Here is a 17,711-nt window from a genome sequence, read left to right as displayed (position 1 = left end):
AGGATGCATGAATATGCAATGAAAATTCATCGGTTCTTACGATCATCATACTTAATATAAGCCTTACTAATTGCTCTTTGCTTCATTATTTTAATACAATGGTCAAATCATCATACACCATAGGATTATGTTACTCATGTTCCTTTAACCATTTAAACAAATGAATTAGGGGGTTACATCAATAGATAGTCCATATTGTGGAAAATACTTCGCCCATTTAGCCAATACCGGACATACACTTTTGCCTACATATTAATGTAAAGACAGGACTTCAGCATTACCCATTATGTGATAAGAGGATCTAGGGCAAACTCCTTTTTAACGATGCATAATCTATCCGTTCCCTTCCCATCTTATAATAGCGTATGAATTCCGGCACATGATAAATGAAGGGTTCCCGGACTGTCTCTTTCGCTCCATGATTCATGCAAGCCAGCAGTTGGTTATTAATTAGCTATAGCTTTACTCATATTGGAGGTGTAACCATGCTGTTAGAAGCACTGTATCATGTTCCAAGAGATAAATGGGCTTACGCATATGATACAAAAACCATTCATCTTCGGATCCGAACCAAGAAAAACGACATTGATTCTGTTGTTGCCATGACCGGCGACAAGTACGATTGGGACCGTACGTACTTCGAGATCACCATGGAAAAGGCCGCCTCGGATGACATGTTTGATTACTGGGAATGCGGAGTCAGGCCGAAATACAAAAGACTGTCCTACGGCTTTCGGATTCATGCCGGAGATGAAACGGTATATATGGTGGACAGCGGGATTGGATGGGACTATCCTTATCCGCCTGCAGGTTACTTTGAATTTCCGTACATACATGAAGTCGATGTATTCAAAGTACCGGAATGGGCCAAAGAAGCCGTGTTTTATCAAATTATGACGGAGCGCTTTGCTAACGGAAACCCCGCCATCAATCCTGAAGAAACCGAGGTCTGGGGCGGCAAGCCGGAGGTGGATAATTTCTTCGGCGGTGATCTGCAGGGCGTGCTGGATCATTTGGATGATCTCGTTGATCTGGGCATAAACGCCATTTATTTTACTCCGCTTTTCCTCTCCCCCTCCAATCATAAATATGACACGGTTGATTATAAACAGGTGGATCCGCACTTTGGCGATAATGAGTTGCTGAAAAAAGTAGTAGATTCTTGCCACGCAAAAGGCATTCGAGTGATTCTCGATGCGGTATTCAATCACTGCAGCGAGGAGTTCCCTCCCTTTCAGGACGTGCTCAAGCACGGGAAGAAATCCAGATATGCCGAATGGTTTCATGTGAACCAGTTTCCATGCGAGGTCAAGGATGGCATTCCCAGCTACGACACCTTCGGCTTTTTCGGAAATATGCCGAAATTCAATACCGCCAATCCTGAAGTGAAGGCGTATTTGCTAGGTGTAGCCGAATATTGGATCAAGGAAATCAATCTCGACGGCTGGCGTCTGGACGTTGCCAATGAAATTGACCATCATTTTTGGCGGGATTTCAGACAGGTAGTTAAGAAAGCCAACCCTGAAGCTTATATCGTGGGCGAGGTGTGGTCGGACTCCTTAATCTGGCTGCAGGGTGACCAGTTTGATTCCGTGATGAATTATCCTTTTGCCGATAAGGTCCTGGAATTCTTCAATGGCAACATGGACGGGCTTACGTTTGCCAACCGCATCGGCTCGATCCTGATGCGATATCCGCAGCAGACCAACGAAGTGGTCTTTAATCTGCTATGCAGCCACGATACGCCTCGGCTGCTTACCCGTGTGGGTGGAGATATCCGTCGTATGAAACTCACGGTTGTATTTCTGTTTACATTCATGGGAACGCCGTGCATCTTTTATGGCGACGAAATCGGATTGACAGGGGACGGAGATCCCGACTGCCGCAAATGCATGGAATGGGATCCTAAGAAACGAAATCAAGAGCTCTATAAGTTTTATCAAGGGATGATCGCGCTTCGAAAAAAGCATAAGGCGCTGAGACAGGGACGCTTCCGCTTCCTGCAAGCGAATCTCCATGATCCTTGCATTGTGTACGAGCGTGCGGATGAGACTATGCATTTTATCGTCTGGATGAACAACAGCGACTCGAAGCGGACCATCTCGCATCCTATTGTCACGACCGATTGGATTGATGCCGAGACGAAGGATCCCGTAAAACCGGTAAACGGTACGATGCATATCGATTTGGAACCATACTCGTATCGAATTTTATGCCGGCAACTGAAACATTCGTAAACCCATCTTATGTAACCACTGACACCGTAAAATCCATAGCGGGCTTTAACGCGCATAGGGGTGCAAGGGATAGCAGCGTTATTCGGCTATCCTTGCACCCCTGTTTCTTGTTACCGTTTTTAAGCATGAGATTTGGTGATTTGCTGGTAGATCTCCTGATATTCCTTGGCCGAAACGTTCCAGCTATAATCTCCGCCCAACGCATTCTTGCTCACTTTACGCCAGTGCTCAGGCATGCGGTAAATAGAGGTCGCGCGCCGGATCGTGTTCATCATATCATGCGCATTGTAATCCTTAAAGGAGAATCCGTTCCCTTCCCCCGTATATTCGTTATATGCATGAATTGTATCATTCAGTCCGCCTGTTTCGCGGACAATCGGCACACTGCCGTACCGCATGGCGATAAGTTGGCTGATACCGCACGGTTCAAATTTGGAAGGCATCAGGAACAGGTCGCTGCCAGCGTAGAAGCGCCGGGATAACGGTTCATTAAAGCGAATCTGGGCCGACATTTTATTGGGATACCGATTCGCCGCTTCCCGGAACCAATGTTCATAAGAAGGGTCCCCCGTCCCCAGGACAACAAATTGAATCTCATCGTAGTAGAGCAGCTCATCCAGAATCCGAATGACCAGATCGAGTCCCTTCGAATCGACCAGCCGCGTCACCATGGACATCAACGGAATATGCGGTGCCACGGGAAGATTCAACTCTTCCTGCAAGGCAATTTTGTTCTGCGTTTTCTTATTCAGACCGCTCCGGTACTTCATCGCGATATGCGGATCGGTCGCCGGGTTGTAGCTCTTGGTATCAATGCCATTCACGATGCCGCTCAATCTCGAACCTTGGGCTGACAAAAGCCCGTCGAGGCCGTATCCGTAATAACCGGTCTGAATCTCCGAGGCATAAGTCGGGCTTACCGTCGTTACATGGTCTGCATAGACGATGCCCGCTTTCATGAAATTCACGTTTCCGTAATATTCCACGCCTTCCGCTGTAAAATGGCGGCTGTGGATTCCAAGCAGATCGACCAGCACCTCGTACGGAAATACACCTTGATACAACAAATTGTGGATTGTAAATACGGTTCGGATTCCCGCATAGTAGGGATCATGACGGTAGACATCTTCAAGGAGAAGAGGGATCATGGCCGTATGCCAGTCATGGCAGTGAAGCACGTCCGGCTGAAAGTCGATAACCGGCAATATCTCCAGGACGGCGCGGTTGAAGAACGAAAAGCGTTCGCCATCGTCCATGTAGCCGTAAATGCCGTCGCGGCCATAATAATATTCATTATCTATGAAATAGATCGTGACCCCGTCCTCAACCAGGGACTCGATGCCGCAATACTGCTCGCGCCAGCCTACCCGAACCCGGGTTTCCCCTACATGCGTCATGCGCTCCCGATAGTCCTCAGGAATTCCTCGATACTTGGGCAGAACCACCCGAATATCCTCGCCCATGCCGCGAAGGGATTTAGGCAAAGCAGCGATCACATCCGCCAATCCGCCTGTTTTAATGTACGGTCCACATTCTGAGGCTGCAAATAACAATTTCAATCCTGCTTCCCCCTTTGATTTTGCTTGGTTTTTCGTGCCGTCTTTTCTTTTACTGCTGCCTTCAGTGAAACGTCCTCTTGAGGCCGAGGCTTTCTGGAACGCGGCTTTTTCTTTAACACCACCATGCCCAGCGGAGGCAGCTTGATCTCGAGGCTGTATGTTTGGCCATGCCAGACGACTTTCTCCGCTTTCATGACTTCGTCATTGACCAGTCCGGACCCGCCATAATCGGTGTGATCGGAATTCATTATTTCCACGTACTGCCCCGATCTCGGTAAGCCGATGCGATATTGGTCATATGCCCGGGGCTGGAAATTAATGACGATGATCAGTGTATCACCAGGTTTTGCGCCCATTCTCATGTACGATAGGACACTTTGCTCACGATCATCGGCGCTAAGCCACTCAAAGCCTTCCCACCTGTGATCCTGTTCCCATAGAGCCTTCTCCTCCACATACATGCAGTTTAACGCTGACGTGTAAGCCAGCTGCTTCCGGTGGGTTTCGTAGTCCAGCAGCAGCCAATCCAGCTGCTCCTGATCCTTCCATTCAATGAACTGGCCGAACTCGCCCCCCATAAACAGCAGCTTCTTGCCGGGCTGGGTGATCTGATATCCGAGCAAAATCCGGAGCCCCGCAAACTTCTGTTCATAACTCCCCGGCATTTTATTAAGCAGTGATTTCTTCCCATGAACTACTTCATCGTGGGACAGCGGTAATGTAAAATTCTCTGAATAGGCATAACAAATGGGAAATGTTAGTAAATTATGATGGGTAGGCCGCTGATCGAATTCTTGCTCCACATAGGACAGCGTGTCATTCATCCAGCCCATATTCCATTTGTAATTAAACCCGAGACCTCCCTCGTGCACGGGTGCGGTAACCCCTGCCCATGCGCTGGATTCCTCGGCCATCATCAAGGCATTCGGGTAATATCGAAACACGGCTTTATTCAATTCCTGCAGAAAGGATATCGCTTCAAGATTTTCCACCCCGTCATGCTCATTAAGGCTGTACTGACCTTCTCGCTTTTCAAAATCCAGCCGGATCATGCTTGTCACAGCGTCAACACGAAGACCATCAATATGATACATATCCATCCAAAATAAGGCATTGGAGATGAGGAATGAAATCACCTCTGGCTTGGCATAATCGAAAGACAATGTTCCCCAGCCCGGTTTCTCTGCTTTTTGCGGATCTGCGTACTCATAAAGAGGCGCCCCGTCAAACAGCCGAAGCCCGTGGGCATCCTTGGCAAAATGTGCGGGCACCCAGTCGAGCAGCACGCCGATACCCGCTTGATGCAGCTGATCAACAAGATACATGAAATCATGAGGACTTCCGTATCTGCTGGTCAGCGCAAAGAATCCGGTTCCCTGATACCCCCATGAAAGATCATACGGATGCTCAGCCAAAGGCATGAATTCCACATGGGTATAACTCATCTCCAGCAAGTAAGGAATCAGCTGGCCCGCCAGTTCGCGGTATGTATAGAACGAGCCGTCCTCCTTTTGCCGCCAGGTTCCAAAATGCATTTCATAAATGTTCATCGGCTTGGTGTAGGGGGATTTGTTCTTTCTTTTCCAAGCAGCATCTTGCCAATGATATCCAGAGAGATCGGTCACAACCGATGCCGTTGCAGGTCGAACTTCGGCTTGAAACGCGTATGGATCAGCCTTCAAGAACGTTTCTCCATACGGTCCGGTGATATGATATTTGTAATAAGTTCCAGTCTGTATCCCAGGGAAAAACCGACTCCAAATTCCCGAATCGGGTATCCTATATAACGTGTCTTGGGAACCGTCCCAGCCGTTCCAGTCTCCGGCAAGGCCCACCTGCCTTGCATTTGGAGCCCATACCGTAAACCGCACGCCTTCTTCTCCATCTTCAGTTGCACGGTGTGCGCCCATGCATTGGTAACTGTGATACCAGGTTCCTTCATGAAATAAATACAATTGTTCCGGAGTCATGTTTCCTTCCCTAACTGGTTGGTTCAATCATCGTCACCCGCTTTTTCTTAAAAATCCAATATTATTAGTGCTATTACCCCATTCTAACCATGTTGAAAATAAAAAATGTCCATGAAAGATAATTTTGTAATTTTCAATTCACTTTTTCAATATAATCGTTTCAAACCCCGGGAATGTCGTTTATGTAATGTACAACGTGAAAATACATTGGGAGGGAAACGTGATGAAGAGAAAAGACTGTATTGCTATGCTTCTGGCCGGTGGAGAGGGTAAACGATTAGCTCCCCTTACGTCCAAGCTGGCAAAACCCGCCGTTCCTTTTGGCGGACATTATCGTATAATCGATTTTCCTCTCAGCAATTGTGTGAACTCCGGAATCGATACGGTTGGAGTACTTACACAATATGAGGCAGAATCATTACACGAACATATCGGTGAAGGTGAACCCTGGGGACTAACACATACAGGACGCGAAGGCATTGCTCTGCTTCCATCCAACAGCACACACCAAGATGGATACTTGGGTACAGCAGACGCCATTTATAAAAACATTCCATATATCGATGATCAAAATCCCGAACATGTCCTTATTCTATCCGGGGACCATATTTACCAGATGGATTACCGCGAAATGCTTGAAGCTCACATGAAACAAGCGGCTCCAGCCACGATCTCCGTGATGGAGGTGCCTTGGGAAGACGCCAGCCGGTTCGGCGTCATGAGCGTTGATGACAATCTCAATATCATTGAATTTGCCGAAAAGCCGGCAGAACCGCAAAGCAACCTTGCCTCAATGGGCATTTATTTGTTCCGTTGGGACTATCTGAAGCAGCACCTCATTGAGGATGCGGCTGATCCAAACTCCAGCCATGACTTCGGGAAGGATGTCATCCCCAAGATGCTGTCCGGAGAAGAGTCGCTGCTTGCGTTTCGATTCCAGGGCTACTGGCGCGATGTGGGCACCGTAGAGAGCCTCTGGGAAGCCCACATGGATGTGCTTAGCCAAAACGAGCTTGTTCTGGAGAGATCCGATTGGCCCATGTATACCCGTGCATGGAAGACCAAACTTTCGGCAGCGCGGACACGCAATGCGGAACACACGGACTGCTTGATTCATGACCAATGCACCTTCGAAGGAAAAGCCAAGAGCTCCGTCATATTTTGCGGTGCGGAGATCGGTAAATACTCCATCGTCAAGGACAGTGTGGTCATGCCGAATGCCAAAATCGGCAAGGGCGTCCATATCGAGCATGCCATCATCGGTGAAGGAGCGCTCATCAAGGATGGAGCGATTGTAAAAGGAGCCCCCGGCAACGTTGTGGTCGTTGGACCTTACGAGACCGTGCTTCCGAAACCAACCATTCGTACCCAACCGTCCCGACTGCTTCAGGATGTATACGAAAAAGGACGCTTGCGGGCGAATGTCTCTTCATCTTAAAGAAGTTTCTTCAACAGAATATTAGTTCTGAGATAAATCCTTCAGACTTTTATACAAAAAAGCGATCCGTGACGGATCGCTTTTTCTCATGTATCGTGCCCTGCTGACTGTGTCTCAAGCGCATGCGACATAGATTGGTAACACGGTAGAATGATTACATAAACCTCTTCTCATATAAATTCACGAAGCGACCACCCATATCCTGCTTAGCCACGAACAGAAATCCTTGGCGCTGATAAAATTGATTCAGCGTTGGCAGATGGGATACGCAATCCAGTCTGAAACCCTGTTTACCCTTGGATAACAAATACGATTCCGCAAAAGAAATCATCTTTGTTCCCAGCTCCAGTCCCCGATAGGAAGCGCGTACGGTCAGCCGATGCAAATAACCATAGGCCGGATCGTCCCGCTCTCCCCAATAGGCCGGATCCCCATACTGCAACGTGAACATGCCGACGGCCATGTCTCTATGCCACAGGATGAACACTTCTCGATCCGCCAGGTACTGCTCCATCAAGTCCAAGGAAAAGAGCGATGGACTCCACTGCTTGCGTCCTTGCTGCTCCATCACCTCCGCCGCTTCCTTGAGAAGCGACAGCATCTCCCCTGCCTGATCTGATTCAGCCGCTTTTAATTCAAACAGACCTTGCTCCGTAGAAAACGTTGCTGCTGTGTTTCCCACTTCCATTCTCCCCCTTTTAAACGGCCCCACAACGTGAAGCCTATGCTTCAGAATTGCTTACGCTTCGCTGAAAACGTATCAATGCTGTATTCTTAAGAAAAAACCTTGCCGGTAACCCGGCAAGGCTTATACGTTCGGTCCGGCTACGTCTTCCTCACCGTTCTCCAATCCGCCGGCCATCGGTATTTTCCCTTCAGGCAGCGGCAGCTTGACGATAACGGATGTTCCGTGCCCGAGCTCGCTTTCCATCTCCATCGTGCCTCCATGGAGCTCAATGAGCTGCTGCGTAATCGCCAGGCCCAGGCCCGTTCCACCGTTAAGCGGATTAACCTGGAAGAACCGGTCCTTTACCCGCCGCAGATGTTCGTCCGATATGCCAATACCGTGATCCTCCACGGTTACGATAACAAACTTGTCTTCCAAAGCGAAGGAAAGGTTGATCACGCCGTTCTCATGCGAGAATTTAATCGCATTGTCCACAATATTCAAAAACACCTGCTTCAAGCGGTTGGCATCCCCGTAGAGAATCGGTTTTTCGTCGGTCTCCAGTTTGATCTGGATGCCCTTCTTCTCGGCCTTCGTCCACAGATTGAGCATAATCTCTTGCAGAAGCTCCCGTAAATTCACGATACCCTTCACAAGTTTCATCTCATTCTGCTGGAGCTTGGAGAAGTCGAGCAACTCTTCAACAAGACCGATCAAACGATCGGTTTCCTTAGAAATAATCTGCATCCCGATCTTCGTTTCTTCCGGATCATAGCCACCGGAGTCGAGCGTTTCACTCCAGCCCTTAATGCTTGTGAGCGGAGTCCGCAGCTCATGCGAAATGGATGAAACAAAATCATCCTTTACCTGATTGCTTCGTACAATCTCCTGCGCCATGTAGTTCAGGGTTGACGACAGCTCACCAAGCTCGTATTTATAATCGCCTTTGATTCTCACGTTAAACCTGCCCTTGGCCATCTGCGCCGATACCGTGGTAATGTTGTTGAGCGGCTTTACGATGGAGTTGGCCAGCCCGATGCTGAAGGCAAGCACGAGCGCTAGCACGGCCCCACCAATGCTGACGGCAAACAGCGTGATTTTCATTAGCTTGTCGTTAATGAACTCAAGCGAAGTCACATAACGAAGAATGTACGTTTTCTCAAATCCGTTCGAAACGGTTTGAGATACAGCCATGACGATCTGCCCCGTACCTTGCTGCTTACCAATCCAATGGCCCGTATTGCCTGCAAGCGCTTGGGTGACATCACTGGTCTTGATGGTCTGCTCGATTTCGAAACCGGTGGATGTGGAGAGAACTTGACCACCCGGATTCAAAATTTGAAGCTCCGTTGTATACAATTCAAAATGACGAATCATCTCACTCAGCTGGTTGACGTTGTCCGTTGACGTCAATCGGAAGGGCTGATAAAAAGCGTTGGCGGTATTTATATGATTCACAATATGATTGTATACCGTGTCGTAATAATACGATCGTAAAGCGATTAGAAATATAACCTCAATCAGCAGCAAGGCGATGAACACTACCAGGAAGTAGTGCAGCACGATTTGCCGCCGAATGCCTTTTTTGATGATCATTGTCCCTGACCCTTCCATTTATAGCCGTGTCCCCATACCGTCTGGAGGTATTCCGGCTCGGAAGGATTGCCTTCGATTTTTTGGCGTAATCTCCGAATGTTCACGTCCACGATTTTGGGGTCACCCATATATTCTTTGCCCCATACATGATCGAGCAGCACATCACGACTAAGCGGCGTGTTTTCTTTCTCCAGGAAAAACTGCACCAGCGAAAATTCTGTTGGCGTCAGCTCCACCGGCTGCCCGTTCTTCTTAAACTGCTTGGAGATCAGATCCAGCGTAAAGGGACCTGATTGAAACGATACCTTGGCGGTTCCCGCACGCTGGACATTCACCCTCCGCAGTAAAGATTGCAGCCTGGCGATTAACTCCGTCGGACTGAACGGTTTGCTTACGTGGTCATCGGCACCAACGGAGAGGGCATACACTTTATCCTGCTCCTGAACTTTTGCCGTCAGGAAAATAATACCGATCCGCTCGTTCGTTTCCCGAATTCTGCGGCAAACTTCAAATCCGTCAATCCCTGGTACCATGACATCAAGCAAGGCGATATCGATATCTGGCGTCGTTTGCAGCAAACGAAGGGCTTCGTTGCCATCCCCAGTCTCCAGGACGTCAAAGCCGTTTCGTTTCAGATTAATTACGATAAAACTGCGGATAGATTCTTCATCTTCTAATATGAGCACTTTACTCAAGGTCTAGTTCCCCTTTCTTTCGATAGGAGCCACATTATTGCTGTTTGGCTTTTTATCTTTTTTACTCAATTTCAGATCGCCATGACTGCGATAAGCAATTACGCGGTTTTTCTCCTTCACCAGAATCTCCCAATCGGATTCGGCTTTTCCCCACTGGGCCTTTGAAAAGAATTTAATCTCGGCAACGGACTCTCCCGTGTCGGTCGTCACAAAATTCAAATAAGCATTTTTGTTGGATTCCGGCGTGATGGTAATCTTATTATACATGTCTGGCGGAAAGTCCAGATAGAATCGATTGTTCATATCGTAGTACCTTTGGAGCACGAATTGAAGCCCTTCTTTTTCGTTGTTCTCCCGTACCACTCCGTCCCACTGGAAGTACGTGGTGAAGAACGGGATCTCTTCCAGAATAAGCCGATCCTCCCAACCGCTCGGTCTCGTAAGAACACCAAACTCTAAAATACCGTCATCATTCACATCTTCGCTCTCTACAGGCAGTTCCTTGTAGGTAAGCAATTCATCCTGAAGGACGTCAATAAACTGGTTATCCTCCATAATGATGAGCTTGGAATAAGAAGAGTTAGACACAACCGAAGCGTCCAAGATGATACCTTCTTTGTTTTTGGCCACTTTCCCTGCGACAACATTGTAATAACTTTCGATATTGGGTCCCAGATCCAGCTTGTTCAGCTCGACAAAGGCATCTTCGAATTTGTCGTATTGATAGGTGCTGATATATGAGAGCTCCTTCTGCTGAAGATAGACAACCGTAATATCGTTGATCTTATCACCGTTCATATCTCCGATATTAAAGTTCGAATATGGCAAAGCCGGTATTTTTTCGAGTGAATCCCCTGAGAATGAATACACGGCCAGCAGGTTCTGAAGATTCTCGTCTCCGCGGGAGAAGCCAGCTACGATGTCGACCTTGCCGTCATTCGTAAAATCGACGAAATCAAAAGACTCCAATACCGTCCCTTCTCCGTCGAAATCAAGCTTCTTCACCCACGTATCGCCTTGCTGCTGCATAATCATGCCATGGATTTTCACTTCATCGTCCGGCGTCTGATAGAAGACGACAGCTTCCATAATTCCGTCATTGTCCAAGTCATGAATACGGATTGAACTGCTATCCACGTCACTTCGCGGCCGGACAATGGAGCCTTCCAGCTTATTCTTCAGAAGCGCAGATTGGATGGCGCCATTCAACGTCGCTTTATCCGTCGGCAAATCCGGTTTCTTCATTAAGGAGACCGGGTCCTCCTGAATAAACGTACAGCCGCTTATGATCAATAATAACAAGCCTGCCAAGAGGGCTTGCATCACTCTATATTTCAATAAGTATCAACTCATTTCTATACATTCACCTGGCGTCTTTGGTGATCGATAATTACAGTCTTGACTTCTCGCCATGGGTTAAACGTCTCCCTGTCACATCCACGGCCAGCTCTCCGCCGGATAGACCCATGATCCGGGTACAGTACTTCTCGGCCAGCTCCAAGGGTATCACGGTAAATACGGTTAGACGTTCTTCCTCGCACAAGGTTTTAAGTGTCTTCAATACATGCTCGGCCGAGGCTGGATCAAGTCCCGTGACCGGCTCGTCCGCCAAAATCACCTTGGCACCATGCACAAGTGCGCGGGCAATAGCAATCCGCTGCTTCTCGCCGCCGCTTAACTCGCCGGCCTTGCGTTTGGCCTTGTCCAACAACCCAAGGTGCTCGATCGTATCCATAGCCCCCATATAATCATCAGATCGGACCATCCCGGTTACCATCCGCCACAGCGGTGTTTGGCTGGATTGTCCGATCAATACATTCTTAAGTGCCGTTCGATTAACATTCAAGGACGGGTTCTGCTCAAGATAAGCCCATTCCCGGCGAATTCTCCGTTTTCCCGCAGGATTCATCATATCTTCGCCATCAATCGTTAATTTGCCGCCGTCCCATTTTTGCTGCATGGATAGACAGCTCATTAACAAGCTTTTCCCGCTTCCGCTAGCACCGATCAGACCGATCATTTCCCCGTGCTCCATCTGAAAAGTGATATCCTTTAACACCGGTGTGCGTTCAGGACCCATCGTTTTCTTCAGCCGATCCACTTTAATCATGTTATCGTCTCTCCCGTCAAGTGCATATTCCTACTCTCTAGTTTAGAAGAAAGCGAAAGCAATTGCCATGAGAACACACGTTCTATTCCTGTGTTGATGCAGTTTTGACTTTAAACCATAATCCCGTACACGCAAACAGAATATACAATCCTCCAAGCAGAACGAAGATCCCCCCGTTCCACCCCGTTTCCATGATGGCGCCCCCGGCATTCGGACCTGCTATGCTGCCCGCATTAAAGTGGAAGGAAGCTACGACGTTGGCAGCCGGCAGCAGCACTCTGGGAAGGATATCCGCCGCATAAGCCAAACCAAGCGAGAAGAAGGAACCAACCAGCCCGCCGGCCAGCGTCAGCAATATTAAGGTTGCCCAGAAATTCGTTCCTGCCACGGGAATGAGCAAGAAACAGCATCCACCCACAATACCGGCAATCGCCAGCACCCGTTTGCGGCCGAATTTATCACTCCAAATACCGAGCGGAAGCTGCAGCACCAGACCGCCGATGCCGACAAAAGGAAGCAATGCTGATATTTCGCCCAATGTAAATCCGCTTCTTAAACCGTAGACCGGGAAGTTGCTGTTAATTCCTGCTTCCATGTAGCCGTAGAGAAACGCGGGAATCAATGCAAACCAGGCCAGGCGGTAGCTTTTGAGATAGCGTCCAGCCGGCTGCTGCTCCCCGTTCTCGCTTTTTTCCGGCTTCAGGTTCGGAAGTTTAAAGAGCACGACCAGCAGAATGAACAAGAACAGCACCGCCAGAATTATAAACGGTACCGCTTCGCCATACTTTAGCAGCGGAATGCCCAGCGGTCCTATACTGAATCCCAAACCGTAGGACATGCCGTAAAAGGATATGCTTCGCCCCCGGTTCTTCGCCGTTGACATCATTAGTACCCATAGCTGTGCCGCATAATGAAGAGCGCTGTCCCCAATACCCACAAGCACCCGCAGTACAAACCAGACGGCCACGCTCGGAATCAGCGGAAAGGCGACCAGTGACAGCATCACCAGGACCAGTCCCGAAATGATCAGTTTTTTGAAACCGACCCAGCCGAGAAGTCTTTCCGCAACAAGCGTCATCGCAAACGAGCCTACATACAAGGCCGCCGCGTTCAATCCGTTCATGGAGGATGAAATGCCCATCCGTTCCAAAAAAATAGCCAGCACCGGCAATAACAGTCCCTGGCTTAAACCAGCCGCAACTACGACGGCAATTAAAATGAAATAATGAGTTCTCCCCTGACGGGGGGTTACAGCTTCTGTCACTGAAATATAGTCCTCCTCTAATGTGAAAAAACGATGAATTTAAACAGTCAGATGAACATTATAGTGGACAAGCCCAATCCATACAAGCCATAATAATAACAATGCCATCAATTGGGAGGGTATCCGTTAATGAAATATAAAGTCAGTATCGATGTATCTATGGTCTACGAGCTGCTGGGCAGCTTCATGATATATGCAACAAGGAAATGGACCGATAACCTGGATATCGGAAAACAGCTGATAACGGAGATGGACGAGCGATTACCTCAACCTGTTCGTGTCCAGTTCAGTCGAGCTCGTTCATGGCCACTCGCGGATTATGATGTGTTATACGCCTTGATCATGCTTCGGGGAGAGCACATTGAAATCCCGGATTTTCTGGATTGGATCGAATCTTCCGCCGTGGAAGAGCTGCATGACCTGCTTCTGCCGCACTTGCCGTCCCTCTCGCTGGATGAAACATCTAGAATTCGAGAAAACTACACACCGTTGATGAAGTTGTGGCATGAGCACTACTTCTCGGAAGTGGAGCCTGAACTGTACCAGCTCCTTGAGGAAGATGCCGAAGAGAAGCGAATGCTCCTTCCGAAAATGGACGACGAAAATTTAATCGAATATGCTTCAAGCGGCGTTATACTCGACGATGTCCCTCAGGAGAACGTAGTCTTGTTCCCGGGCACACATTTCCGGCCGATCAATACCTATTGCTTCTATGAGAACGTACTCCTGCTGCAGTATCCGATCGATATCCCGGAAGAAGAGGAAGATGAGCCGCCCGTCGTTCTCCTCCGCATGACCGAGGCGCTTGCGGACCCGGAACGCCTGCGTCTCCTGCGATATATTGCCGATGAGCCGAAGGCCGTGTCCGAAATGGCGTCCGAGTTGGGTCAGCCTTATGAGGAACTGATGCACCATCTGATGATATTGAGGGCAGCCGGCTTGCTGCGCTCCCATCTGAAATCCGAGAATAACGAAAGATTCAGCCTGCGGCCGGATGGGGCTGCCGAACTTCAGATGTTCCTGGAGTCATACATTCGACTTTCATAGTAAGAAGGAGTGAACCATGAGTAAAACATCGCAGCATATTATCTTCGACATGGACGACACATTAATACATTGCAACAAATATTTCGATCTGATTCTTGGCGATTACTTCGAGTGGATGACCGAATGGTTTCAACATGTTGGCTTGACTACCGAAGAAGTCCGAGCCAAGCAGATGGAGATCGACGTAGCCGGCATAGATAAGCTGGGATTTGCAAGTGCGAACTTCCCGCAATCCCTTATCGATACGTATCATTATTTCGGCCGCATTCATGGAAGAGAAAGCTCGCCCAAGGAAGAAGAGCTTCTCTACGAATTAGGACTCAGTGTATATGAGCAGGAAATCGAAGCCTACCCCGGCATGGTTGAGACGCTCGAGAAGCTACAGAAGGATGGTCATTGTCTCCATCTCTACACAGGAGGCGAGACCCGGATTCAGAAACGGAAAATCGAACAGATGAAGCTGGCCGATTATTTCAAAGACCGAATCTACATTCGCCAGCATAAAAATATTGCGGCGTTGGAAGAAATCCTCTCGATGGGGACATTCTCCCGCTCCGATACGTGGATGATCGGCAACTCGCTTCGCACCGATGTCGTTCCGGCGCTGACGGCCGGCATCAACAGCATCTATATCAAACAGCAGCGCGAATGGCAATATAACCTGGTCGAACTGAAGCAGGAGCCGCATAACGTGTTATATACCGTATCGGCGCTGACCGAAGTGCCCGAGGTCATTGAAGAGCATTTGGAGTAATCAAAATAAACCGAACCGATCAAGGATGGCATCCCTGATGGCTCGGTTTTTTTATTTAACTTTGCCGTTTCACGATTTCACGGCTTCACTCGAGTCCTCTGCCTGAACAGCAAGCTTTCCGTTCCCTTCAGCAGCTAGGACAATTCTGCCTTTAAACGTGCTGCCGTCCTCGTTTTTAAAGGATAATACCTGGGTCTTGCCTTGCACCAGCAAGGATTTCAGCATCGCATGCGAAACCTGTTTACCGGCAAATTCCTTCCAGATGACATAGCTGCAGCCGGTTTTGAAATTAGCACAACCATAACCTTTGCGCCCTTCAATAATATGACCTTCACATCCGGGTCTAGGGCATCGGCCTAATGAAGAACGTACGGACGACGTTTCGTTTGAAGCAGCGGCATTGGATTTTGGAGTCCGTTTAGCCGCTCGTTCTTCCTTGTCGCGTGGGGCAGCGGCAGCTTTTCCCGTGCTTCGCTTCCCTCTGCCTTTGGACTTGTCCTCATCTCCGCCGAAAAGCGACGAAGGCGCGGGACGCTGCGAGGATACCTTATTGATGATCGAAATGGTAAACTTCTGCACGTTTTGCATGAACACGTCGGCGGAAGCCTCGCCCTTGGATATTTGGTGAAGGCGCCGTTCCCATTGGCCCGTCATCTCAGGCGAAGCAAGTAATTCTACGCCTGCATGACGGATCAGCTCCACCGCCGTCCTCCCTTTTTGGGTAACCGTGATCCTTTTGCCCTGCATCGTAATGTATCCGACCTTCTTCAAGCGTTCAATGGTCGCTGCACGGGTAGCCGGCGTTCCCAGCCCGCTGTCTTTCATCGCATCCCGAAGCGCTTCATCCTCGATGGATTTTCCGGCACTTTCCATCGCCTTCAGCAGCGTTCCTTCCGTATAACTCTTAGGCGGCTGGGTTGCCTTTTCTTTCACTTCGGATTTCTTGCACTGCACCAGCTCATCGGGGGACAGATCAAAGGAACGGTCGATCCATTCCTGGGTCTCCTCTTCCTCGTCCTCTTTTCCCTTCTTGGAAGACTTGGCTTTCTTCTGCTCTTTATCCTGGGCAATCAGCACCTTCCAGCCAAGCGACAGCAGTTCCTTAATTCCCGTCTTGAACGTTTCGCCCTCGACCTCGGTAAGCACCGTATGCTGCTTGTACATGGCCGGCGGGTAAAAATGCGAGAGAAACCGGATAATGACCAGATCGTAAATATGCTGCTCTTCCTTGCTGAGCGTGCCCGGACGTTTTAACGTCGGCAAGATGGCATGGTGATCTTCAACCCGCTGCGGATTGCATACCGCCTTATTATTCATGTGCACCCGGCTAGGATCCGCTCCTTCCGCCATCGATGCATAGGAGGTCGATTTCAACATGTGAAGTGCCTTGTGCATGCCTTCGATATTCTGTTCATTCACGTAATTGGAGTTGGTACGCGGATATGAAATGACCTTGTGACGCTCATACAATGCTTGCGCAAGATCCAGCGTTTTTTTGGCAGAGTATCCGTATTTGGCATTGGCTTCACGCTGAAGAAGGGTCAAATCATACAATTTAAACGGATATTCTTTCGTTTCTTTGACTTCATATTTGGTGATGAGCCCATTCTTCCCATTAACCTTGGCTGCAATCGTCTCTGCTTTCTCTTGCGAGGTCAGCCGCTCGCCCTGCCATGTTCCGGTATACTCCAGCTGCTCTTGCTTGAACACGGCCTTTACGTCGTAGAACGTTTGCGATTCAAAGGCTTCAATTTCCTTCTGCCGGTCATAGATCAGGGCCAGAACCGGCGTCTGGACCCGCCCAACCGACAGTAAAGTCTGATGGCGGGTCGTAAAGGCACGCGAAGCATTCATGCCGATCAACCAATCGGCTTCACTGCGTGCGCGCGCAGCTTGCGTTAAATTCTCGAATTCAATCCCATCCTTCAGCTCCGCAAACCCACGGGCGATGCTTTCCGCCGTTAAATCCGAAATCCATAGTCTTTTTACAGGCTGTTTCAATTTTAATTGTTGTTGGATAAGAGCGAAAATATATTGTCCTTCTCGTCCCGCATCACATGCGTTTACGATATGGCTGCAGCGCTTGGCGACCTCTCCAATGACCTTCAGCTGATCCTTGGTTTTCGGATTCGGGATGATTTTGAATTGCTCCGGAATGATGGGCAGGTCCCGTAAATTCCAGCGTTTGTACTTCGGATCATATGCATCCGGCTCCGCCAGCCCAACCAGATGTCCGATAGCCCAAGTTATGATGTATTGCTCACCTTCAAGATATGTACGGTTATTCTTGGCCCGCGGCTCGATAACCGCAGCGATGTTCCGTCCCATATCCGGCTTTTCGGCAATGACCAACGTTTTCAAATGACATTCTCCT

The 17,711-nt window shown here is 48.9% G+C and carries 13 protein-coding genes; 4 read left to right on the top strand and 9 right to left on the bottom strand.

What is annotated here, in order from left to right; all coding sequences use genetic code 11:
• Positions 1–485: 485 nt before the first annotated feature.
• On the top strand, positions 486–2,237 hold the full coding sequence (locus AC0VZ8_RS14290; RefSeq protein WP_475487291.1) for an alpha-glycosidase: 1,752 nt from the start codon (positions 486–488) through the stop codon (positions 2,235–2,237).
• Between the two features lie 119 nt (positions 2,238–2,356).
• Here the strand turns inward: AC0VZ8_RS14290 and glgA are convergent, their stop codons facing one another.
• Complete coding sequence (gene glgA, locus AC0VZ8_RS14285) at positions 2,357–3,796, bottom strand: glycogen synthase GlgA (RefSeq protein ID WP_475487290.1); 1,440 nt, start codon at positions 3,794–3,796, stop codon at positions 2,357–2,359.
• Positions 3,793–5,766 carry a 1,4-alpha-glucan branching protein GlgB gene (glgB, locus tag AC0VZ8_RS14280; RefSeq protein WP_475487289.1) on the bottom strand — a complete coding sequence of 658 codons (1,974 nt, stop codon included), beginning with the start codon at positions 5,764–5,766 and terminating at the stop codon, positions 3,793–3,795. Before glgB ends, glgA begins: the two co-directional genes overlap by 4 nt.
• 223 nt (positions 5,767–5,989) lie before the next feature.
• Between glgB and AC0VZ8_RS14275 the strand changes: the two genes are divergently transcribed.
• On the top strand, positions 5,990–7,204 hold the full coding sequence (locus AC0VZ8_RS14275) for a glucose-1-phosphate adenylyltransferase (RefSeq protein ID WP_260067431.1): 1,215 nt from the start codon (positions 5,990–5,992) through the stop codon (positions 7,202–7,204).
• Between the two features lie 154 nt (positions 7,205–7,358).
• On the opposite strand, the gene AC0VZ8_RS14270 is transcribed toward AC0VZ8_RS14275, so the two are convergent.
• From AC0VZ8_RS14270 to AC0VZ8_RS14245, 6 genes are all read right to left on the bottom strand, one after another.
• The gene (locus AC0VZ8_RS14270) at positions 7,359–7,892 is read right to left on the bottom strand and encodes a GNAT family N-acetyltransferase (RefSeq protein WP_071218188.1); all 534 of its coding nucleotides are present in this window, start codon (positions 7,890–7,892) and stop codon (positions 7,359–7,361) included.
• Positions 7,893–8,012: 120 nt separating this feature from the next.
• Complete coding sequence (locus AC0VZ8_RS14265; protein ID WP_475487288.1) at positions 8,013–9,467, bottom strand: sensor histidine kinase; 1,455 nt, start codon at positions 9,465–9,467, stop codon at positions 8,013–8,015.
• The gene (locus AC0VZ8_RS14260; protein WP_076321185.1) at positions 9,464–10,162 is read right to left on the bottom strand and encodes a response regulator transcription factor; all 699 of its coding nucleotides are present in this window, start codon (positions 10,160–10,162) and stop codon (positions 9,464–9,466) included. Before AC0VZ8_RS14260 ends, AC0VZ8_RS14265 begins: the two co-directional genes overlap by 4 nt.
• A 3-nt stretch (positions 10,163–10,165) precedes the next feature.
• Positions 10,166–11,407, bottom strand: a complete 1,242-nt coding sequence (locus AC0VZ8_RS14255; RefSeq protein WP_427491329.1) for a hypothetical protein — start codon at positions 11,405–11,407, stop codon at positions 10,166–10,168.
• A 145-nt stretch (positions 11,408–11,552) separates the two neighbouring features.
• Positions 11,553–12,272, bottom strand: a complete 720-nt coding sequence (locus AC0VZ8_RS14250) for a phosphonate ABC transporter ATP-binding protein (RefSeq protein ID WP_100536497.1) — start codon at positions 12,270–12,272, stop codon at positions 11,553–11,555.
• A gap of 82 nt (positions 12,273–12,354) precedes the next feature.
• Positions 12,355–13,536 carry an MFS transporter gene (locus AC0VZ8_RS14245; protein ID WP_220685737.1) on the bottom strand — a complete coding sequence of 394 codons (1,182 nt, stop codon included), beginning with the start codon at positions 13,534–13,536 and terminating at the stop codon, positions 12,355–12,357.
• Between the two features lie 129 nt (positions 13,537–13,665).
• Here AC0VZ8_RS14245 and AC0VZ8_RS14240 point away from each other — a divergent pair, with 129 nt between their 5' ends.
• Together AC0VZ8_RS14240 and AC0VZ8_RS14235 are read left to right on the top strand one after the other, a co-directional pair.
• Positions 13,666–14,583, top strand: a complete 918-nt coding sequence (locus AC0VZ8_RS14240; RefSeq protein WP_475487287.1) for an ArsR/SmtB family transcription factor — start codon at positions 13,666–13,668, stop codon at positions 14,581–14,583.
• A 16-nt stretch (positions 14,584–14,599) separates the two neighbouring features.
• Entirely contained in the window at positions 14,600–15,337 is a 738-nt protein-coding gene (locus tag AC0VZ8_RS14235; protein WP_475487286.1) for an HAD family hydrolase, read from the top strand.
• Positions 15,338–15,406: 69 nt separating this feature from the next.
• Here the strand turns inward: AC0VZ8_RS14235 and AC0VZ8_RS14230 are convergent, their stop codons facing one another.
• Positions 15,407–17,698, bottom strand: a complete 2,292-nt coding sequence (locus AC0VZ8_RS14230) for a type IA DNA topoisomerase (RefSeq protein WP_475487285.1) — start codon at positions 17,696–17,698, stop codon at positions 15,407–15,409.
• Between the last annotated feature and the right edge of the window lie 13 nt (positions 17,699–17,711).

Source organism: Paenibacillus sp. QJM3NY_38, assembly GCF_056173265.1.
This window is presented reverse-complemented; position numbering and strand designations above follow the sequence as displayed.